Genomic DNA, 19818 nt, shown 5'->3' on the forward strand with positions numbered 1-19818 from the left:
TCCAGATATCTTGACCTTAGTGTTGTTTTTGCACCCCTTACCAGTATAGTAACGGAAATTAAGCTCAGGATCGGTCAAATCAACCACATTACCCCATGAAGCCCCTTTGCTGAAGTCAATCCATGCAGCAGTAGGATCCATATCATCATAACGTTCTTCAGATTCACCTTTTTTCCAAGGAAGATAAGTTTGACTCGGGTCGTATGCCTGCTTATTTTCTTCTGCACAAAAGAACTTGTTATCCAAGTCCAATGGCTGATAATCCCCGCAAATCGTACGGTTACCTTTGGTCCAGCAATCGTTGTAAACCAGATCGTAAGACTGCTCCGACTCCCCACCCTCAAAAGTGTCTTCAAAGGACATCGAGCCCGAATCATCCAGCACCAGCAGGACGTTGGGGGTAACACCGACACTCTGGGTGGTGGGCAACTGAAGTAGCGTGTCGCTGTCTGCCAGCACAGGCAAGGAGACCAGCAGTCCGCCTGACAGCAAGACCGGCAGGTGAATACGACGCAAGCCGCTGCGGCGGGGTGAGTGCTTCGATTTCATCGATAGATTCCCTTCAATCGGCCATCATGATTTCGCTTTGCACCACTGCCAGTGCACGCTTCCTGCTGTCGGGGTCACCTGCGCTCTCAAGACTCCAACCGGCGGCCGTGATGCGGAAGGCATTCAACAACTGACTGCTGCTCAGATTATCGTCATTCAGAACGCCTTCCGTCGTCTCTCCGAGATACTCGATGACGTAGTTGCCGTTGTCAGCCGCATCACCACTCAAGACCCCCTCTCCCTCCCAGGCGTCTGCCTGCAGAGGATCGAAGCCCAGCTCCTCCCCCGCCGTCACGTCGTAGAAGCCGTCCCCATCGAAATCATCCAGGGTCAGCTCCCCCTCGAGCAGACGACTCTCAGCCTGTTGCTGAAGGCTCTCGGCCTCCGCGTAGGCGTTGTCGTAGAACTGGGTATTCATCAACATCCGGGTCTGCAACTGGGTATCTTCATTGCCTGTTACCGCCATCACGCCCACCACGATCAGCATGATCAGCACGACCAGCAATGCCATGCCTTGCTGGCGTGGCGGCCTGGGAGAACTTGCCTGGTTCATAGGCCGATATTCCTCGGGCTCAGGGTGATATCGAAGGTGCGTTGCAACTCACCGTCCCCCTCTCCCTCGACATTGATCGTCGGGGGCGTCTTGAGGGTCAGGCTGATGTGGATCCGTCTGACGCTGCTCCAGTCGTTCGCGGCTTCCACTTCCGCCACGCTGCGCTCCACGGCAAAGCGACTCGCGCTACCGCTGCCGGAGGCCGTATCGAAGGTCAGGTCCAGCGCTTCGACGTATCGTGCCACTTCTTCGCCACAGCCTGCTGCCGGATCGCCAGCGACATCCTCGCCGTTCAGGCAGAGCCGAACGGGGGAGTCGTCATCGGCCTGTGACAGCAACAGGTACCAACGCTGCAGCGGATAGACATATGCCTGGGTCTGTATGGTGCCGCCATAGCCGTGCTCGACGGCGCTCGACAGATCGAGCGAGTTGTTGCCATCGCCCGAGAGGCGTGCAATGTCGCCGCTCTCACAGTCGCTGATCAGCACGACGCTATCCGTCTCCAGCGTGCCGGAGGCGTAGTCCTCCAGGGTCAGCGAGGTATCGCCCTGGGCGACGCTCGCCCCGAGCTGCCAACCGCGCTGCGCTCCCAGCGCCGGTACCTGCAAGGCCAGACGGTCGTAGGTGATCCCCGCCACCGTGTCGGACTCGGCCGTCAGAGGAGAATCGGACAGCGCATGGCTGCCGGTACCATCGCTGACACTGCTCACCGACGCACAGCCGGAAAAGCCGGCATTGCGCACCAATGGCTGCAGGCGGCGTGTGACATGGCGCGCAGACTCCTGCAGGTAAGACACGGCAGACGTGGTGTTGAGGGTCGAGCGCGAGGCCAGAAAGTATTCCAGCGCCATGGCGGAAATGAACAGTCCCAGCACCAGCGCCAGCATCAATTCGACCAGGCCGACACCCTGCTGGGCACGCCGTGAGGGAATCGAGCGCGGCGCCCGAGGCGAGCGCGACGCGAAGGCTCGCAGCGGGAGGGAGGCTTTCGACGACATCAGGGCACCACTCGTATCTGTAGGGTCTCGCTCAATGCCTGAGCATCGGCGTCCATGCTGTCTTCGTTCTGCCCGAGCTGCGCGGCACCGCTCCAGCCGAGGGTCAGAGTGAGAAGGTCACTGCCGCTGCTGGCGATGGACCCGACCGGCGCGTTCAGACTGCTGTCCTCAAGCCTGTCCGCCCACACCGCCACATCACGGGCCGCTAGCTCGGCAACACTGCAGGGACAACCGCCCGGATTTCCTGCCCCCGCAGTGGAAAGCCCATCGTAGTCATCCACGCCATCGGGATTGGCCTGAATGCGCTCTGCCATGCTGACCAGGAGAATACGGGCTTCGGTACGCGCGTAACTCTCGTTGTTGGCCTGCAGACTTTCCATCTGCATGAGCCCGAACCCCAGCAATGTCAGCCCCATCAACAGCAGAGCGATCAACGCCTCCAGCAGGCTGGTACCTTGCTGGCCACCGCTTGCGCGGGGCATGCCAAGCTCAGCAACTCTGGTCATCGCTGCCATAAGTCTCCGTCACTACTCGTCCGATGGGAGTCAATTCAAGCTGGCGATGGCCCTGCCCGCCCGACTGATCACAGATCAACAACCAGGTGGAATCAGAGGTCGCGCCCTGATCATCGAAAGTCACGCCGGCAACACCCGCCTGCACGGTGATGGCGGCATCAAACACGCGCAACAGGTCATCGCCCAGCGACGCCCGTGCCTCGGCCTGACTGCCCTGCACCACCGCCCAGCCATTGCTCCAGCTGGTGGAATTCATGCAGGCGTCACCCTGCGCATTCAGAGGGCAGAGCGTGATGTCGTTGCCGCTGGCCACCGCCTCGCTACGCGCATAGTTGATGGAAGTCACGAGCGTCTCGGCCGTGCCGGTGACGGCGTTGCGCGCGACCACCCCCTGCCAGGCGGGGACGGCAATCGTGATCGTGATCACGAGAATGGCCAGCGTGATCATCAGCTCAATCAACGTGAAGCCTTGCTGGCGGCCCTGCTGACATCCATGCCGAAGTGCAGGAAAAAGCTGCATCGTCTTACCCCTGAAAGCCACGCAGGCCAAAGCACCCTGCAGGGCGTGAAATTGGGCAATTTAACGTCTATGAACCACAGATGGAATCATTATGTTACACAAGATTACCCATCATTCCGAAAACTCCCCATAATCACCGTTATTCCATATTTCTCGACTGGGCCTCGCCTACCAAACAAAAAAAGCCCCGATCATCGTAGATCGAGGCTTCAGGTGCTTGCCATGCAATGTCGGCTGTCAGTGACTACCAACAATCACTGCTATCGGTGTCTTCCGAGTCCTCAAGGACTGCCGCTCCCTTCACTCCCAACTCCGTGAGCGTAAAGGTGGCGCAGTCCTCATCATTGGCCTGACTGCCGGTAGCAGTGGCAGTCAGGGTATAGCTGTCTGCATCGCCTGCGACGGCCAGGTTGTAGAAGCCTTCCTCGCTGACGGCATCTGCCTGTCCCAGCCCGATACCACCGCCACCGCCTCCAAGCGCATCTCCACAGCTGGTCGCCGCTGTCACGCTGGCCGTCGCGTATTCACCGCAGGTTGCCATGATGCGCTCCTGGGTCTGGGCCAGTGCCAGCAAGGCGGTGGTGGCGTCGGTGCGACGTGAACGCTCCACCTGATCCTGATAGCTGGGATAGGCGATCGCCGCCAGAATGCCGATGATGGCCACGGCAATCATGAGTTCCAGCAGACCGAAGCCGCCTTGTGCCCGAGAACCCACTGTTCGTCTAATCATCAGCGCCCCCGACGCAGCAGCGTGATGTCGATGACCTGCTTCGGCTCACCACGTGGGTCGAAGCGTACCTCGACCTCCTGCCCCGGCGTGAGGTGGAAGGCCTTCAGCTCGCGCCCATTGCGATTGAGTATCCGGCTATCCGGCTGAAGCACGAACCCCATGTCGTCGACGAGCAGCTGATCCCCCTCTCGCTCGTCGATGACGCCGGTGACGCTCTGCTCCATGACCAGCGGAATCGGGGCATCTTCCGCCAGGGCCTGGGAGCCCCAGCTCGTGAAGAGCAAGCCCGCCGCCAGCATCAGTCCACTACCAGTCAGCTTGAGTCGTGATGTCTTCATGGTCTCTCTCCTAGCGCAGCTGATACCAGGCACTACGGCCTTCCAGCCCATCGATCCCGAAGTCCATGGCCATTTCGACCACCTGATTGGTGCCACCCTGACCGACATACTGGGTATCACCCAGGAATTTCGGTGAGGTGGGCTCGCCTTCTGTCTTGATCGAGAGTACGACCTGATTGTTGACGTTGTCGCTCGCGTTGACCTCGCCATCAGCGTTGTAATCAAAGACCTGCTGCACATTGTTGTAACTGCGTACCGGCTGCAGGCCGTTGCGCAAGCTGAGCGCATTCAGCCAACCACTGGCACCGCCAGTACAGGGGCCATTGGAGCCCGGGATGGTGGTATTGAAGACAATCAGATCACCACGGACAGCCGGGATGGTCACCAGACGCTCGCCGGAGTCCGGTAGCTCCAGGTACCAGCCATACTGCATACCATTGTTGTTCTGATTGGAATAATCGACGCCTACCCCCGTGACCGTCCGCGCGTCACTCACGCCGCTGATATTGGAAAAGCTTTGCTTTTCCAGCTGGCCATGATGACGGCGAGTCGAAGAACCGGTATGCAGCACGCTGTAGAAGGATTGCGTCGAGGTATCGACCGCATCCTGCAGCGTCAGCAATTGCCCGGTGCCCCAGTACACATTCAGGTACGGCGTATCGACGGTGCTGTTGAAGACACCGCTGCGTGCCACGGCTACCCGCGATGTGATGGGCTGTCGGGAAGCTGCCGGACAGGTCGATGACGTGCTGTTCAAGGCAACGGCACATGACTGGAACAGACGCGACATTTCGCTGCTGCCGATGTTGCTCAGCGAGAACTCGCGCATGTCGAACACCCAGACATTGCCATGCAGATCGCCGGCATAGACCCAGTCGGTGATGCCATCGGCATCGACGTCGGCTAGCTCAGGGCTCGACATGCCATTGCAGTCACTGCTGCCAGAGGTGCACGACCCACCGGCATTACTGCCCTGTTGAGAATCCAGCAGCGCATAGTTGTCGGGGTCTTCCAGGTCCACGATGAACAACTTGGCACGTCCATCGCTGTCGGCGTTGTAGCCATTGCCGAAGATGGCATACCACTTGCCGTCATCCAGACGCGCTACCTGAATATCGCTGAAGGTATAGCCGAGGTCCTCGTGCGTGAATTCCCACTGCACGATCTCGGCCGGCGAGGTGCCGTTGGATTCACCCAATGATTCGAAGCCTTCAGGATCGGTGATATCCAGCATGTAGACCGCCTTGCCGCCAGCGCCCAGCCCACCCAGCAGGACCGAGTGCCAACCGGGCGCATCCTCATCCCCCAACTGGACATGCACGTCACGCGCGACCGGAGTGGCATCGACATAGTACTGGTGCACATAGTTCTGATCAGCGAGCTGGCGAATACCGCGCCCGCTCTCGATGCTGAAGGCGGCATACGGCATGTAGGCGAACTTCTCTTCACCGGTCTCCATGTCGATGGCGTGCAGCATGCCGTCGTTGGCACCGATGTAGATCATGTTCTGGCGGTCCTCATGCAGCGTCTTGAAAGAGCGGTACGAAGACACTTCCATGTCATTGCGATAGCTGGCCGAAGGCGGCCCGACGATCGCCGGCGAGGCATGCACGATATCCCCGAGATAGTTGTCGTCACGCTCGCGGAACAAGGTGCCTTCGTAGGCATCGTCACCCTTGAGATAACCGATCAGATTCTCGAGATCCGACGTTCTGACACCAAGGTCAGCGCCATCCAGCTTCAGGAAGGTACCGGTAGTATCCAGGACGCGTCCCGTCAGCTGAGTCACGCCACTGGTGACGCCTCCGACCACTGAGCCGACTCCGCCAAGAATGCCATCATCATCATCGTCATCTTCGTCGTCGTCGTCGTCGTCGTCGTCGTCATCATCCCGGACGGTTCTACGCAGCGTTGCCAACAGCGTTTCTGACAGCAGGGTCTCATCGAGGAAGCCCACGAGGTCCAGTACCTGTTCGGCCTCCAGTGATCCGGCCTCCTCGATATTGAAGAAGAACGCCTTCTCATCCACTTCGGAGATCCCCGGGTTGTAGGTGATCACCTTGCGGCTGGAGCTACGGCTATCATCGTCACGCAACCACTCCGCGACGGACCAGTCCGAGGTGGCGCTCAAGGCGCCATTGGTGCCGATCTTGCGTGCAACCACATCGCCCGACCAATCGGCGGGATCATAGATGGTCTGAATCACATAAGCGCCGCTGGTCTGCCCACCACTGCTGATGTCCAGGCTACCGGTGCTGGCCGCGCGCCCTGCGATGGACTGCGCGATATTGTTCAGCGCATCAATCAATGCCTGCGGATTGGCGGCGCTGAGATATTCACCACGCCCGTTCCAGGCCGCATGACGCAGATCATCGATGGTGGTATTGGCATTGGCGGAAGGCTGCGGCCAGGTGAAGGCAGACTCGAGGTCAGCAGGGTTCTCGGACAGCGAGCCATCCACACCGAAAGCGACGGTGTAGGTCACCATGTGCTGAGCGGAGTTTTCGTCCACTCCCGGTATGGTAGGCACGCTGTCGATCAAGTCAGTCCGCAGGTCCTCGCGATAATATTTCATCGCGACATCGCCAAGCGTATTGGAATAGCTGTCACGGTGACTGGCACTGATGAAGTCGCCGCTGCCACCGTCGACGTTGCCGACACTGGGGCTGGAGCCATTCCAGTAGCCATCGGTCATCATGATGGAATAGTTCTGCTGGCACATGCCGCCCTCATCCGCACTCAGTATGGGAGCCGAGCGACCAGTGCTGGAGTAATACTCACCGGCATTCTTGAGCGCGGTACGCAGAGGGGTGCCACCGGAGGGATAGGCGGTAAACAGCTCCTCCAGCAGGTCTTCACGCTCATCGACATCCGTCATGTCCGCAACGTTGCGATTGTTGCGGCCCTGGATGGTGCGCAGCCCCACCCGGGACTCGTTGGCGTTGATCACACCGGCCATGGCGGATTTGGCAACCAGCATACGGTCGCGATAGTAGGTAAACCAGTTGGCGAAGTTGACTTGCTGAGCCGCGGACAGGTCTTCCACTTCAACGACATGATCTTCGTCTAGATACAAGCGCCCCGAATTGTTGCTATAGACGCCGCATTCACCATAGTCATAGTCCCCGTCGCCATTGTCGTCCCAGCGAACGTAGTAGACATCATCCTTCATCCTGGCCGAGCTGGTGGGCTCGTAAGGATCCTCACGGACATTCGACAGGCTCATGTTTTGATAGGCGATTCCCAGTCGGTCTGCCCCCGCCCACGGGGTGTAGGTCAGCGCTGGGTTGTAGGCCATGACATTGAAGCCCATGCAGGCCCCGACCGCCCCGCCAAGGTCCGAAGAGTAAACGATACGATCATCGGCATCGTGGTTGTTCTCTATCCCGGTCCTGCTATTGGAATACACCCCGGTGTAACCCATCAGCGAGGAAGCCGGCTGATACCCCCAGTGTTCCACTCCCTTGTTGAGAGTGTCCTCCCAGGCCATGCTGCCCGAATCATCCAGAATGAACAGGATATTGGGCTGAACCCCGGTCGCTTCCGTGACCGGGGCGCGGGCGATTTCCCCGGGGGCCGCCAGACAGGGCAAGGCGACAAGGCACAGGGCACCACTCAGCAGATAACGCATATTCATGCTCCTCTCAGAAGTAAGGGCCCAGTTCCATCTCGCTTTGCACTACTGTCCAGGAGGCACCATTGCCGCCCCCCGTGCCCATCGCGTTGATACGGAAGGCATCCAGGCGCGTGCCCACCGCATTCACTTCGTTGCTGGCATTCAGCGGCGGCTCGCCGACCTTGCCCAGATACTCGATCACATAGGCCCCGATGACCGCACCGGTATCACTGTCCAGCGTCTGGATACCGCTGGCTTGCCAATCCGCTTCCGAGAGCGGGTTGATCGGCGGTGCATCCTCGGGCAGTGCCAGCATCAGGCCGGCCGAGTCATCGAAGCTGTTCAGGCTCCAGGTGCCATCCTCCAGGCTTTCCTGAAGCGCGCGCTCGCCGATGCTCAGGCTGGTTTCCGCGTTGTAATAGGACTGCTCGAAGTTGCGGCTGTTGACGGCCATGCGTGTCTGCAGCTGACTGTCCTCAACCCCGGTCACGGCCAGCAGGCCGATCACGACCAGCATGATCAACACGATCAGCAAGGCGATGCCTTGCTGACGTGCTGGCCCCCGAGTGACCGCGCAGACTCTGGACGTTGAAGACGATGTATTCATCAGCTGCCCCTCAGTTGCAGATTGCGCGGTGTGAACGTGAGATTGAAGGTTCGCGTCAAACGCCCATCGTTATCCCCGCCCGGCACCACTCCCGGCAGGCTCTCGAGCGTGAGTGCGATCTCGATACGGCGCACCTCATCCCAACGGCCTTCGCTGCGCACCGTGGCGGCCGGCACCTTGACGCGATCGACACTGCCATTGCCGGTGGTATCCAGACTGAAGCTGACATCGAAGCCCTGTACGCCGGAGGCCAGTTCTTCGCGTGCGAAAGCGGCATCGATACGGTCGATATACAGTGAACGCACCGAAGAATCGTCAGCCTGGTCATCCAGCCGCAGCTCCCAGGCCTGCACCGGGTAGAGATAGGCGTTCGAAGACTGAGAGCTGCCGTAGGAACGTGACAGGGTGTCATTGGTTTCCACATTGCCCTGGGTGGTGCCCGACACCCTGAAGACATCGGTGCTGCTGCAATCACTGACCAGCGCATACTCGTTGGTCACGAAGGCATCTTCGCTGCCGTTGCGTACGGACAGCGGGCCGCCCAGCGACGTCATGCTGCTGGTCAGCGTGGTTTCATCGCCGTCCTTGCTGGCAGCGACGAACGTCAGATTGAAATAGCTGAGGCCCCGCTGGGTACGCTGCTGACCACCGAAAGGCGCCGTGAGGTCATGGGAGGCATCCACCGAGCTGGCATTGGTGATATCGCGGCTATTGGCACAGCCTGCGTAGCCCACATTGCGCATCAGCGGCTGGAGCCGGAAGGACACGTAACGGGCCGATTCCTGCAGATAGGAAAGCGCCTCCTGGGTGCTCACGGTGCTGCGTGAGGTCGAGAACATCTGCACGGCCATCGCCGTGATCAACAGCCCCAGCACCAGGCTGATCATCAGCTCGACAAGCCCCACACCCGCCTGGCGTTTCATGCCATGAGGGCGGGTGGTGGCGGGGGCGAAGCGTCGGCGGACCGATGCAGGGGAACAGCGATTCATGGCTCTACCTCGAAACGATAGGTCTGCTGGTCAACTCCCCCGCTGATGGGGTCACTCCACTGCACCTGTACACTGACATCGTGAACGCCGATGCCGGCGCCGCCGACAACACGCTCGTCGACGTCCACGCTGCCGACGCCGCTGGTCAGCGTGGAGCCGATGATGGCGTCACGCCAATCAATGATGTCCTGGTCCGCCAGCTCTGCGGGCACGCAGTCCGAGCTGCATCCATCCGCCGGCGCATTGGTGGTATCGGCATCATCATATTGATCGATGGCCTCAAGGTTGGCGCGGATACGCTCAGCCATGTCCAGCGACAGCAGTTGTGCCACGGTATTGCTGTAGCTGACGCGCTGATGTTGAAGCGTCTGAACTTGCAACAACCCCAGCCCCAGCAGGGAAACCCCCAGCAGCATGACCGCGACCAGCGCCTCGATCAGGCCGACGCCGCGCTGTGAATGCCGAGCGGAACAGCGCCGCTGCAGGCGAGACAGCAATGTCTTTCTCAGCGCTCGCGGCTGCAGGGCTTGCTTGAGGGATGTGGTCATCAACGATGCTGTCATGAGCAGTCCCCTCCTGATTCAAGGCGTACACGGCCTGAAGGCGCCACTACCACAGAGGTAGCATCGGAGGCCGCACAGAACACCAGCGTACTGTTGCCACTAGTCAGCGTGCCGCGATCGTTGTAGGTGATCCTGGCGGCGCCCCCCGACTGGGCAACCGCATTGCTGTCCTGATGGATCCACAGGCGGTCGTCGAGGGTGAAGTTGGAAGCATTCCCGACATAGACGACCCAGCCATTCGCCCAGTCATCGTCGCAGGTCGTGGGGTTGGGGGTGGCGACGCTCGGCGCATAGGGACAGACACTCACATCCACACCGCGCGTGGTAGCGGTGCTGCGCGCCATGCCGAGCGCATGGGTCAGGGCACGCACATCGGACTCCACCTGAGAGCGCTGCACCAGGCCTTGCCAGGCCGGCACCGCCCAGGTCGCGATGATGGCAATGATCGCCACTGTCACGACCAGCTCGATCAGGGTGAAACCACGGGATTGGCGCATGAGAGATACTTCTCCTTGCCGCTGAGGGTCGACCGGCCATGCCGGACTCGAGTCTGTCTTCTGGGGGCCCACCATCACCAGCACCGACCTCCTCCTTCGGCACCGGTATTCATGTCCTGGTCCATCCACAGCACGCCGCAGTCATCATTGAGTTGTGCCCCTTGAGGCGTCGCCTGCAGAACGAAGGCCGAGGCAGACAGACTGCGATACGTGATCAGGTAGCGAAGATTGCCACCGCCGTCCTCTATACGGCTGACGCCATCCGTCGGCTGGTCATCATCCCCCACGGGCGCCTCGGAAAAATTCTGGTAGTAGAAGCCATGCAGCTGTCTGGCCTGCTGCCCCAGTGCCTGCTGAGCATGCGAGCGCCAGCTGCGCTCCACATAACCGAGATAGGAGGGAATGGCGACCGCCGCCAGAATGCCGATGATCGCGACCACCATCATCATCTCGATCAGGGTGAAGCCCTTGGCCCGACGCCTGCCAGCTGCCCCGCGCCCCGGTCTCGGCTTGCGGCGTGCACCTGCACTGCTGACACCGGTGACCGAGAACAGTCGTGGCATGGGGAATTCTCCAGAGTACGAACCATACCTCTATTATGTATCATTTTGGTAACTGCGCATTACATTTTTTTTCAATACGCACTAGATTGATCAACGATCGTGCTCAAGAATGCCGTTGCTTATACAAGAAGCTGCTGAATTAGATGGCAAAATGCGAATGGCGCGCACAAAAAAGCCGCGACAGGGTCGCGGCTTCTTCACTGGCAGAAACTTACAAGGCGTTACAGCTCGCGGATCTGATCCGAGGCGATCAAGCGCTCCTTGAGCTCCTTGGGCATCGAGAAGACGATGTTTTCCTCCTGGCCCTCGAGCTCCTCGGGCGCCGAGGCTCCCAGCGCCATCAGACGATCGATCACGCCCTGCACCAGCACTTCGGGGGCACTGGCCCCGGCGGTGATACCGATGCTGCCGATACCCTCGAGCCAGCTGGCCTCGATCTGCTGCGCATCGTCGATCAACCAGGCCGGGGTCTGCATACGCTCGGCCAGTTCGCGCAGGCGATTGGAGTTGGAGCTGTTGGGGCTGCCGACCACCAGCACCACATCGCAGGCTTCCGCCAGCATGCGCACGGCGTCCTGACGATTCTGGGTCGCGTAGCAGATGTCATCCTTGCGCGGGCCCTGAATCGCCGGGAAGCGTTCGCGCAGCGCGTCGATCACCCGCGCCGTGTCATCCATCGAGAGCGTGGTCTGGGTGACGAAGGCCAGCTGCTCCGGGTCCTTGACCTCCAGACGCGCCACATCGGACTCGTCTTCCACCAGATGGATGGTGCCACCCTGGGAAGTGTCATAGCGGCCCATGGTGCCCTCGACTTCCGGGTGGCCCTCATGACCGATCAGCACACAATCCTGGCCCTTGCGCGCATAGCGCAGGACTTCCATGTGCACCTTGGTCACCAGCGGACAGGTGGCATCGAAGACCTTGAGGTTGCGACGCTCGGCCTCTTCCTGCACGGCACGCGAGACACCGTGCGCCGAGAAGATGACGATGACGTCATCCGGCACTTCGTGCAGTTCCTCGACGAAGATGGCGCCGCGCTCCTTGAGGGAGTCGACCACGAAACGGTTGTGCACCACCTCGTGACGCACGTAGATCGGCGGCCCGAACACGTCGAGCGCCCCGTTGACGATATCGATGGCGCGATCCACTCCGGCGCAGAAACCGCGCGGGTTGGCCAGCTTGATCTGCATGACAGGCTCCGCTTGATGGCGAGGTGCGCTCACGGGGAGCGCACCTCTGGAAAGAAGACTCAGTGCGTGGTCGCGGGGGCGACTGACAGTACCTCGACCTCGAAGGTCAGGGTACGCCCGGCCAGCGGGTGATTGAAGTCGACCTTGACGTCACGCTCATCAATCTCGCGGATGATGCCCGGCAGCTCCGAACCCGACGGCTCGGCGAAGGACATCACCATGCCGACCTCGATCTCTTCATCGAAGCTCTTGCGCGCCACGGTCTGGACGTTCTGCGGATTGTGCTGACCGAAGGCATGCTCCGGCGTGATCGTGAAGCTGCCGGTCTCGCCCGCCGCCATGCCCATGATCGAACGCTCGAAGCCCGGCGGCAGATTGCCGTCACCCACCTGGAAGGTGGCCGGTGTCTTGTCGAAGGTGGAGTCCACCTCGGTGCCGTCTTCCAGACGCAGACGGAAATGGAGGCTGACCTCCATGTTATCGGCGATACGGTGCTCGCTCATGCTGACCTCGCTTGTGGCGCTCATTCGGAGCGGCCACGGAAAGATTCAAGAATCAGTGCCACGGCTCCCAGGCTGATGGCGACGTCCGCCACGTTGAAGGCCGGGAAGAAGGCATTGCCCCAGTGGAAGGACAGGAAGTCCACCACGTAGCCATGCACGACACGATCATAGAGATTGCCAAGCGCGCCCCCCAGCACCAGCGCGATGCCCAGCGCGGTGAAGGTCTCGTGACGCTTGAGGCGCGCAAGCCAGATGCTCAGGCCGATGGCTGCCACCACCGCGATGCCCGCAAACAACCAGCGCTGCCAGCCATCATGGCCAGCCAGAAAACTGAACGCCGCGCCGGTGTTGTGGAGCAGCGTCAGATTGAAGATCGGCAGCACTTCGTTGGCCTGACCATAGACCAGCGAACTGCTGGCCAGCCACTTGGTGGCCAGGTCCAGCACCACGATCACCAGCGACAGCCACAACCAGCGCAGCGGCGAGCGCATCGGCTCACTGCCGGCCGAGGGGGTATCCGTCGCGGGGCCTTGTGAAGAAGACGTCATGTTACCTTCCTGTCGTGAAATGAGTCTGCGACCGGCAAGACACGAACGCCGGGCCAGAGCCCGGCGTTCGATATCAGCGCTCAGCGGAGGCTGAACGATGCCGCGGTCGCATCAGCGATCAAGCGAAGTGACGCGTCTCGCCTTCGCCATCCGGCAGGTTGGTCACGCAGCGGCTGCACAGCGTCGGATGTTCCGGCAGGGTGCCGACTTCCGGACGGTGGTGCCAGCAACGCTCGCACTTGTCATTCTCGCTGACCTTGACCGCCACCTTGAGGCCGGACACTTCGGTCTCTTCTGCCTCACCGGCCGCCTCGAGAGGCGCCAGGGTCACGCCGCTGGTCAGCATCACGAAGCGCAGCTCGTCGCCGAGACTTGCCAGCAGCGCGTTGAGCTCGTCGTTGACGTAGAGAGTGACTTCCGCCGCCAGGCCATTCTTGACCAGACCGGCGTTGCGCGCGCCTTCCAGCGTCTTGTTGACCGCCTGCTTGACGTGCAGCACCTGCTCCCAGAACTCACGCCCCATGGCCGCATCATCCGCCAGGGTGGTCAGGCCGGTGTAGGCCGTCTCGAGGAAGATGGTGTCCTTGCGCGGGCCCGGGATGTTGGCGTAGATCTCTTCACCGGTGAAGGAGAGGATCGGCGCCATCCAGCGTGCCAGTGCCTCGATCACGTGATACAGCGCCGTCTGGCAGCTACGACGCGCACGCGAGTTCGGCTGCGTGGTGTACTGGCGGTCCTTGATGACATCCAGATAGAAGCCGCCCAGCTCACGCGAGCAGAAGGTCAGCACCTGCTGATAGATGTCGAGGAAGCGGTATTCCTCGTAGGCCAGCTCGACACGTGCCTGCAGCTGGGCGGCACGATCGACCACCCACTGATCCAGCGCCAGCATGTCGTCAAAGGCCAGCGCATCACGCTCGGGCTCGAAGCCGTTCAGATTGGACAGCAGGAAGCGCGAGGTGTTGCGAATACGACGATAGGCATCGGCGGTCCGCTTGAGGATCTCGTCCGAGACGGCCATCTCGCCGGAGTAGTCATTGGAGGACACCCACAGGCGCAGGATGTCGGCGCCCAGCTTGTCCATCACCTGCTGCGGCGCGACCACGTTGCCGACGGACTTGGACATCTTGCGACCCTGCGCATCCACGGTGAAGCCGTGAGTCAGCAGCGCCTTGTAGGGCGCGTGGCCGTCAATGGCACAGCCGGTCAGCAGTGACGAGTGGAACCAACCACGGTGCTGGTCGGAGCCTTCCAGGTACAGGTCGGCACGCGGGCCTTGCTCGTGACCATGCGGATGCGAGCCACGCAGCACATGCCAGTGGGTCGTCCCGGAGTCGAACCACACGTCCAGCGTGTCGGTGACCTTCTCGTAGTTCTCGGCCTCATCGCCCAGCAGCTCCTGGCTGTCGAGTGACCACCAGGCATCGATGCCGTGCTCGGCAACGCGATCGGCGACCGTTTCCATCAGCGCCACGCTGTCGGGGTGCAGTTCCCCCGTCGCGCGATGCAGGAACAGCGGAATCGGCACGCCCCAGTTGCGCTGACGCGAGATGCACCAGTCCGGACGGTTGGCGATCATGCTCTTCAGACGCGCCTGACCCCAGGCCGGGATGAAGGCGGTGTCCTCGATGGCGGACAGCGCCTTGTCACGCAGAGTCACGCCGTCGGTGCCGGCAATGTCCATGCCGACGAACCACTGGGCCGTCGCGCGATAGATGACCGGCGTCTTGTGGCGCCAGCAGTGCATGTAGCTGTGGGAAATCTTCTCGTGCGCCATCAGCGCACCGAGCTCTTCCAGACGCGCGACGATGTTCGGGTTGGCCTTCCAGATGAACTGGCCACCGAATTCCGGCAGGTCCGGCACGTAGACGCCGTTGCCCTGCACCGGGCTTTCGATCTCGTCGAAGCTCATGCCGTAACGACGGCAGGTATGGAAGTCATCCTCGCCGTAGGCCGGCGCGGAGTGGACGATACCGGTACCGGCGCCAGTCTCGACGTAGTCGGCCAGATAGACCGGCGACAGACGATCGTAGATCGGGTGACGGAAGTTGATCAGCTCCAGCGCCGCACCATTGACGGTCGCCAGCGTCTCGCCGCTCAGGCCGAAGCGCGCCAGGCTGTCCTCGACCAGTTCCTCGGCCAGCACCAGCAGGCGCTCGCCGGTGTCGACCAGCGAGTAGACGAAGTCCGGGTGAACGTTGAGCGCCTGGTTGGCCGGGATGGTCCACGGGGTGGTGGTCCAGATCACGATCGCCGCCGGCTTGCTCAGTGACTCGAGGCCGAAGGCCTTGGCCAGCGCCGCGCTATCGTCTGCCGCGAAGGCGACGTCGATGGCATCAGAGGTCTTGTCGGCGTACTCGACTTCCGCTTCCGCCAGTGCAGAGCCGCAGTCGAAGCACCAGTTGACCGGCTTCAGGCCCTTGAAGACATAACCGCCTTTGACCATCTCGGCCAGCGCACGGATCTCACCGGCTTCATTGGCGAAGTCCATGGAGCGATACGGGTTGCCCCAGTCACCGACGATGCCGAGACGGATGAACTCGTGCTTCTGACCTTCCACCTGCACGCCGGCATATTCACGGCAGAGATGACGCGCCTTCTCGGACTCGAGATGCTTGCCGTGGGTCGTCTCGACCTTGTGCTCGATGGGCAGACCATGACAGTCCCAACCCGGCACGTAAGGCGCGTCGAAACCCGCCATCGTCTTGGACTTGACGATGATGTCCTTGAGAATCTTGTTGACGGCATGACCGATGTGAATATTGCCGTTGGCATAGGGAGGGCCGTCGTGGAGCACGAAGCTCGGACGGCCCTTGCCTGCTTCACGCAGACGCGCATAGAGGTCAATCTCGTTCCAGCGTGCCAGTTGGTCCGGCTCACGCTTGGGGAGATTGCCGCGCATCGGGAAGTCGGTATCGGGCAGATTCAAAGTGTGCTTGTAGTCGCTCATAGCCTTTCGGGTCAGCCGTCGTGGGGGCGGGAAGCCTGGGCTTCCCGAGCTGTGGAATCAGACACCTCAGCAGTGCCGTGTAAGGGTGCCGTCGGCGCATCCGTCATCAGTGCGCTCAGCGGACGGCTGGCCAGCGGCAGGTCAGCCATCGAGGTCATGCAATCGAGCAACGCCTGCTCATCACCGGCAGGCGTCTCGCCCGCGGCCAGCGCGAAGAAGCGCTTCGCCAGGGCGATGTCGGCGTAGATGGCGGCCTTGAGGGCTTCCAGGCCATCGAAGCGCTGTTCACCGCGCAGGAAGGCGCAGAAGCTGACGCGCATCGGCTGGCCGTAGAGGTCTTCCGCGAAGTCCAGCAGATGGACCTCGAGCACCGGTCGCGGCGTGCCGACCGTCGGGCGCCAGCCGATGTTGGCCACCGCCGGACAGTCGCGGCCGTCGGCAAGGTGCGCCATTACCGCGTAGACGCCGGAGACCGCCAGCGGCGCATTCGGCAACGGCAGGTTGGCGGTCGGCACGCCCAGCGTGCGGCCCAGCTGGCGGTCCGCGACCACGCGTCCCTGCCAGTGGTGGGCACGCCCCAGCAGCCGGGCGGCCAGCGCCATGTCGCCTGCGGCCAGCACCTCACGCACGCGGGTGCTGGAAACACGCTCACCGGCGATCTCGAAGGTGCGGGTATGCTCCACCGCAAAGCCTTCGGCGGCGCCGATGCGTTCCAGCAGCGCGAAGTCTCCGGCGCGATCGCAGCCGAAGCGGAAGTCGTCACCGACCACCAGATGACGCACGCCGAGCCCATCGATCAGCACCTGCTCGATGAACTCGCGTGCCGACAGCGAGCGCAGCGTCTCATTGAAGGGCAGACACAGTACGCGCTCGGCGCCATGGCTGCCCAGCAGACGCACCTTGTCCGCCAGACGCGTCAGCCGCGGCGGCGCCTTGTCACCCGCGAAGAACTCACGCGGCTGCGGCTCGAACACCACCACCGTGGCGGGCAGACCATAGGCCGCCGCGCGCTCGCGAAGTTGCTCCAGAATCGCCTGGTGGCCGAGATGCACGCCATCGAAATTGCCGATGGTGGCCACACAGCCGCGACTGCCATCCTGCTTGCGCAGGCGGGCGAGATTGTGGAGTCCTCTGATCAAGTCCATGCGTGCATCACACAAGCCGCCGAAAGTGGTCGATTATAGCGAAGGGGCACGGCGCTGACAGCCACCGTTGCCCCGCCAGGGAGAAAACAGCTGGAACCGGGGGCACCAACCTGCGTGGCACCCGGGCAGCAGACTCAGCTCTGCATGCGGAAATGGCGCGGGCGGACACCGCACAGCCCCAACCACACCGCATAGGCCAGTACACCGCCGACGACCAGCGCTCCCATCATCGCACAGCGCTCCCACAGGCCCCAACCAAGCCAGGTGGTCCAGTCCGGCGACAGCCACATCAGGCCGCCGCCCATCAAGGCGCAACCGCCGATCAGGGTCAGCGAATAGCGTCCCCAGCCGGGCTGGAAGCGCAGCACGCCGTCACGATACAGGCCGCGTGCCAGCAGACCCGCATTGAGGAAAGCCGACAGCGCCGTGGCCAGCGCGAGCCCAGCGTGCGCCAGCGGCACGATCAGCGCCAGGTTGAAGGCCATGTTGGCGACCATCGCGATGATACCGATCTTGACCGGCGTTTTCGTGTCCTGACGCGCATAGAAGCCCGGCGCCAGCACCTTGATCAGCATGAAGGCCAGCAGACCGAAGCTGTAGGCACGCAGGCTCTGGGCCGACATCACCACATCGTTGTCGGTCATCGCGCCGTAGTGGAACAGCGTGATCAGCAGAGGTTCGGCCAGCACGCCGAGTGCCAATGCCGCCGGCACACCGATCAACAGTACCGAGCGCAGCGCCCAGTCGAGCATCTTCTGGAAGTGCTCCAGTGATTGCTCGGCGTGGCGCTTGGAGAGTGCCGGCAGGATCACCGTCCCGATGGCGATGCCGATGATGCCCAGCGGCAACTCGACCAAGCGGTCGGAGTAATAGAGCCACGACACGCTGCCGGTGACCAGAAACGAGGCCAGCACGGTATCCAGCAGCAGATTGATCTGCGAGACCGAGACACCGAACAGCGCCGGGGTCATCAACTTGAGGATGCGGCGCACGCCTTCATGGGCGAAATTCGGCCATGGCTTCGGCATCAGGCCAAGCCGCAGCAGGAACGGCACCTGGAACAGCAACTGCACGCCACCTGCGATCAGCACCCCCCAGGCCAGCGCCATGGCGGGTGTTTCGAAGCGCGGGGCCAGCAACAGTGCCGCACCGATCAGGCTCAGGTTGAGCAGCACCGGCGTGATGGCCGGCACCGCAAAGCGATTCCAGGTATTGAGCACGCTGCCTGCGAAGGCGGTCAGCGAGATCAGCAGCAGATACGGGAAGGTCAGGCGCAGCATGTCGCCGGTCAGCGCCAGCTTGCCGGCATCGTCACCGAACCCGGGCGCGAAGACCCACACCAGCCAGGGCGCACACAGCATCGCCAGCGCGGTGATCAACGCGAGTATGACGCCAAGACTGCCGCTGACGGCGTCCAACAACTCGCGGACCTCTTCCCGCGTCCGGCGAGTCGCATACTCCGACAGCACCGGAATGAAGGCCTGGTTGAAGGCACCCTCGGCAAACAGGCGGCGCATGAAGTTGGGGATCTTGAAGGCGACGAAGAAAGCGTCCGCCCCACTGCCGGCGCCCAGCAGGGATGCGATGGTCACATCGCGCGCCAGACCCAGCACGCGCGACAGCATCGTCATCACGCTGACGATCAACCCGGAGCGCAACAGACCACCCCGCACCGGCAGGCTGTCGCCCGAGCGGGTCTCGCCCTGGGCACTCGCCTGTGAAGCGGACTGCGCGGCGGCCTCGGCCTTGCCGTCTTCTCCCCTGACTTCCTTTTCGCCTGCGGGCGACTCATCCTGCGGCTTGCTCACCCTGACACCCCTCTCGCTTCCCTGACCTGACACCGATGTCATCCACTCGACAGACAGACACAAAAAAACCGGCCGAAGCCGGTTTTTTCACACTCACACGTCTTAGACAGCCAGTGCCTTGACGCGAGTGTTCAGACGGCTCTTCAGACGAGCGGCCTTCTTCTTGGACAGAATGTCCTTGTCGGCGTAACGGTCGAGGACCTTCTGCGCGACATTGAAAGCGGCCATGGAAGCAGCGTGATCGCCAGTCTTGACGGTCTTCAGCACGTTCTTGATGCTGGTACGCACGGCGGAACGCTGTGCGGAGTTGTGCTGACGACGAACTTCAGCCTGACGAGCGCGCTTACGTGCTTGCTTGGAATTTGCCACTTTGATGCTCCTTATGAGTCCACCCGTAGGCGCGTACTCATGAACTTGAATTTGGAAGACGTTGTCGCACCGCGACAGCGAGTCCGATCATCTCTCGCCTTTCGACACTGATGTGAAGACTTTCGAGAAATCAGCGACTTGACGTGGAAGCCCCGTCAAACCTTCGCCATCGGGGCGGACCAGCACCCGACAGGACGGCAGAGTCTAGCATGACCCGAGCGCATATCGCCAGTCTGAGCTTGCCTGCGCCGGCCCCAGGCACAGAGC

The 19818-nt window shown here is 61.8% G+C and carries 19 protein-coding genes; all 19 read right to left on the reverse strand.

All coding sequences use genetic code 11. The annotated features are described in order from the left end of the window. Positions 1-562: 562 nt before the first annotated feature. The 19 genes from QD356_RS16445 to rpsT all read right to left on the reverse strand — a co-directional run bounded on the left by QD356_RS16445 (position 563) and on the right by rpsT (position 19551). Positions 563-1102 (reverse strand): hypothetical protein, encoded by a 540-nt coding sequence (locus QD356_RS16445; RefSeq protein ID WP_192839441.1) that lies wholly within the window; start codon positions 1100-1102, stop codon positions 563-565. After that, positions 1099-2100 carry a hypothetical protein gene (locus QD356_RS16450; RefSeq protein ID WP_192839442.1) on the reverse strand — a complete coding sequence of 334 codons (1002 nt, stop codon included), beginning with the start codon at positions 2098-2100 and terminating at the stop codon, positions 1099-1101. Before QD356_RS16450 ends, QD356_RS16445 begins: the two co-directional genes overlap by 4 nt. Further along, a complete protein-coding gene (locus tag QD356_RS16455; protein WP_192839443.1) occupies positions 2100-2582 on the reverse strand; it encodes a hypothetical protein in 483 nt (160 codons plus the stop codon). The genes QD356_RS16450 and QD356_RS16455 overlap by 1 nt, the downstream gene beginning before the upstream one ends. 7 nt (positions 2583-2589) lie before the next feature. Further along, complete coding sequence (locus QD356_RS16460; protein WP_107335855.1) at positions 2590-3135, reverse strand: GspH/FimT family pseudopilin; 546 nt, start codon at positions 3133-3135, stop codon at positions 2590-2592. Positions 3136-3379: 244 nt separating this feature from the next. After that, positions 3380-3865, reverse strand: coding sequence for a type IV pilin protein (locus tag QD356_RS16465; RefSeq protein WP_192839444.1), 486 nt, complete (start codon positions 3863-3865; stop codon positions 3380-3382). Further along, positions 3865-4203, reverse strand: coding sequence for a hypothetical protein (locus tag QD356_RS16470; protein WP_043335952.1), 339 nt, complete (start codon positions 4201-4203; stop codon positions 3865-3867). The genes QD356_RS16465 and QD356_RS16470 overlap by 1 nt, the downstream gene beginning before the upstream one ends. Positions 4204-4213: 10 nt before the next feature. After that, positions 4214-7834 (reverse strand): PilC/PilY family type IV pilus protein, encoded by a 3621-nt coding sequence (locus QD356_RS16475; protein WP_192839445.1) that lies wholly within the window; start codon positions 7832-7834, stop codon positions 4214-4216. 13 nt (positions 7835-7847) lie between these two features. Beyond that, entirely contained in the window at positions 7848-8426 is a 579-nt protein-coding gene (locus QD356_RS16480) for a hypothetical protein (protein WP_192839446.1), read from the reverse strand. Further along, on the reverse strand, positions 8426-9415 hold the full coding sequence (locus QD356_RS16485; RefSeq protein ID WP_192839447.1) for a prepilin-type N-terminal cleavage/methylation domain-containing protein: 990 nt from the start codon (positions 9413-9415) through the stop codon (positions 8426-8428). Before QD356_RS16485 ends, QD356_RS16480 begins: the two co-directional genes overlap by 1 nt. Continuing rightward, entirely contained in the window at positions 9412-9978 is a 567-nt protein-coding gene (gene pilV, locus QD356_RS16490) for a type IV pilus modification protein PilV (protein WP_192839448.1), read from the reverse strand. The genes QD356_RS16485 and pilV overlap by 4 nt, the downstream gene beginning before the upstream one ends. Further along, complete coding sequence (locus QD356_RS16495) at positions 9975-10475, reverse strand: GspH/FimT family protein (protein WP_192839470.1); 501 nt, start codon at positions 10473-10475, stop codon at positions 9975-9977. Before QD356_RS16495 ends, pilV begins: the two co-directional genes overlap by 4 nt. A 74-nt stretch (positions 10476-10549) precedes the next feature. Next, entirely contained in the window at positions 10550-11038 is a 489-nt protein-coding gene (locus tag QD356_RS16500) for a type IV pilin protein (RefSeq protein ID WP_107335846.1), read from the reverse strand. Between the two features lie 221 nt (positions 11039-11259). Further along, complete coding sequence (gene ispH, locus QD356_RS16505; protein ID WP_054556927.1) at positions 11260-12228, reverse strand: 4-hydroxy-3-methylbut-2-enyl diphosphate reductase; 969 nt, start codon at positions 12226-12228, stop codon at positions 11260-11262. Between the two features lie 59 nt (positions 12229-12287). Beyond that, positions 12288-12731: an FKBP-type peptidyl-prolyl cis-trans isomerase gene (fkpB, locus tag QD356_RS16510; protein WP_043335961.1), complete on the reverse strand. Its 444-nt coding sequence runs from the start codon at positions 12729-12731 to the stop codon at positions 12288-12290. A gap of 20 nt (positions 12732-12751) precedes the next feature. Further along, positions 12752-13279, reverse strand: coding sequence for a signal peptidase II (gene lspA / locus QD356_RS16515; RefSeq protein WP_054556926.1), 528 nt, complete (start codon positions 13277-13279; stop codon positions 12752-12754). A gap of 118 nt (positions 13280-13397) precedes the next feature. After that, positions 13398-16229, reverse strand: a complete 2832-nt coding sequence (ileS, locus tag QD356_RS16520; RefSeq protein ID WP_192839449.1) for an isoleucine--tRNA ligase — start codon at positions 16227-16229, stop codon at positions 13398-13400. Between the two features lie 11 nt (positions 16230-16240). Beyond that, a complete protein-coding gene (gene ribF, locus QD356_RS16525; RefSeq protein WP_153636667.1) occupies positions 16241-17374 on the reverse strand; it encodes a bifunctional riboflavin kinase/FAD synthetase in 1134 nt (377 codons plus the stop codon). A 134-nt stretch (positions 17375-17508) separates the two neighbouring features. Beyond that, positions 17509-19005 (reverse strand): murein biosynthesis integral membrane protein MurJ, encoded by a 1497-nt coding sequence (gene murJ / locus QD356_RS16530; protein ID WP_234368289.1) that lies wholly within the window; start codon positions 19003-19005, stop codon positions 17509-17511. A 279-nt stretch (positions 19006-19284) separates the two neighbouring features. Further along, on the reverse strand, positions 19285-19551 hold the full coding sequence (gene rpsT / locus QD356_RS16535) for a 30S ribosomal protein S20 (RefSeq protein ID WP_043335965.1): 267 nt from the start codon (positions 19549-19551) through the stop codon (positions 19285-19287). Between the last annotated feature and the right edge of the window lie 267 nt (positions 19552-19818).

Origin of the sequence: Cobetia sp. 2AS, from assembly GCF_029846355.1 — a bacterium.
In the GTDB taxonomy this organism is placed as follows: domain Bacteria; phylum Pseudomonadota; class Gammaproteobacteria; order Pseudomonadales; family Halomonadaceae; genus Cobetia; species Cobetia amphilecti.

Bases quoted from the DNA above. Each gene is read 5' to 3' on its own strand.
- QD356_RS16455 (WP_192839443.1), bottom strand. From the start codon at position 2,582: ATGCCCCGCGCAAGCGGTGGCCAGCAAGGTACCAGCCTGCTGGAGGCG.
- QD356_RS16470 (WP_043335952.1), bottom strand. From the start codon at position 4,203: ATGAAGACATCACGACTCAAGCTGACTGGTAGTGGACTGATGCTGGCG.
- QD356_RS16495 (WP_192839470.1), bottom strand. From the start codon at position 10,475: ATGCGCCAATCCCGTGGTTTCACCCTGATCGAGCTGGTCGTGACAGTG.
- pilV (WP_192839448.1), bottom strand. From the start codon at position 9,978: ATGACAGCATCGTTGATGACCACATCCCTCAAGCAAGCCCTGCAGCCG.
- QD356_RS16460 (WP_107335855.1), bottom strand. From the start codon at position 3,135: ATGCAGCTTTTTCCTGCACTTCGGCATGGATGTCAGCAGGGCCGCCAG.
- QD356_RS16475 (WP_192839445.1), bottom strand. From the start codon at position 7,834: ATGCGTTATCTGCTGAGTGGTGCCCTGTGCCTTGTCGCCTTGCCCTGT.
- QD356_RS16485 (WP_192839447.1), bottom strand. From the start codon at position 9,415: ATGAATCGCTGTTCCCCTGCATCGGTCCGCCGACGCTTCGCCCCCGCC.
- QD356_RS16465 (WP_192839444.1), bottom strand. From the start codon at position 3,865: ATGATTAGACGAACAGTGGGTTCTCGGGCACAAGGCGGCTTCGGTCTG.
- fkpB (WP_043335961.1), bottom strand. From the start codon at position 12,731: ATGAGCGAGCACCGTATCGCCGATAACATGGAGGTCAGCCTCCATTTC.
- murJ (WP_234368289.1), bottom strand. From the start codon at position 19,005: ATGACGATGCTGTCGCGCGTGCTGGGTCTGGCGCGCGATGTGACCATC.
- QD356_RS16445 (WP_192839441.1), bottom strand. From the start codon at position 1,102: ATGAACCAGGCAAGTTCTCCCAGGCCGCCACGCCAGCAAGGCATGGCA.
- QD356_RS16480 (WP_192839446.1), bottom strand. From the start codon at position 8,426: ATGAATACATCGTCTTCAACGTCCAGAGTCTGCGCGGTCACTCGGGGG.
- ileS (WP_192839449.1), bottom strand. From the start codon at position 16,229: ATGAGCGACTACAAGCACACTTTGAATCTGCCCGATACCGACTTCCCG.
- ispH (WP_054556927.1), bottom strand. From the start codon at position 12,228: ATGCAGATCAAGCTGGCCAACCCGCGCGGTTTCTGCGCCGGAGTGGAT.
- QD356_RS16500 (WP_107335846.1), bottom strand. From the start codon at position 11,038: ATGCCACGACTGTTCTCGGTCACCGGTGTCAGCAGTGCAGGTGCACGC.
- lspA (WP_054556926.1), bottom strand. From the start codon at position 13,279: ATGACGTCTTCTTCACAAGGCCCCGCGACGGATACCCCCTCGGCCGGC.
- ribF (WP_153636667.1), bottom strand. From the start codon at position 17,374: ATGGACTTGATCAGAGGACTCCACAATCTCGCCCGCCTGCGCAAGCAG.
- QD356_RS16450 (WP_192839442.1), bottom strand. From the start codon at position 2,100: ATGTCGTCGAAAGCCTCCCTCCCGCTGCGAGCCTTCGCGTCGCGCTCG.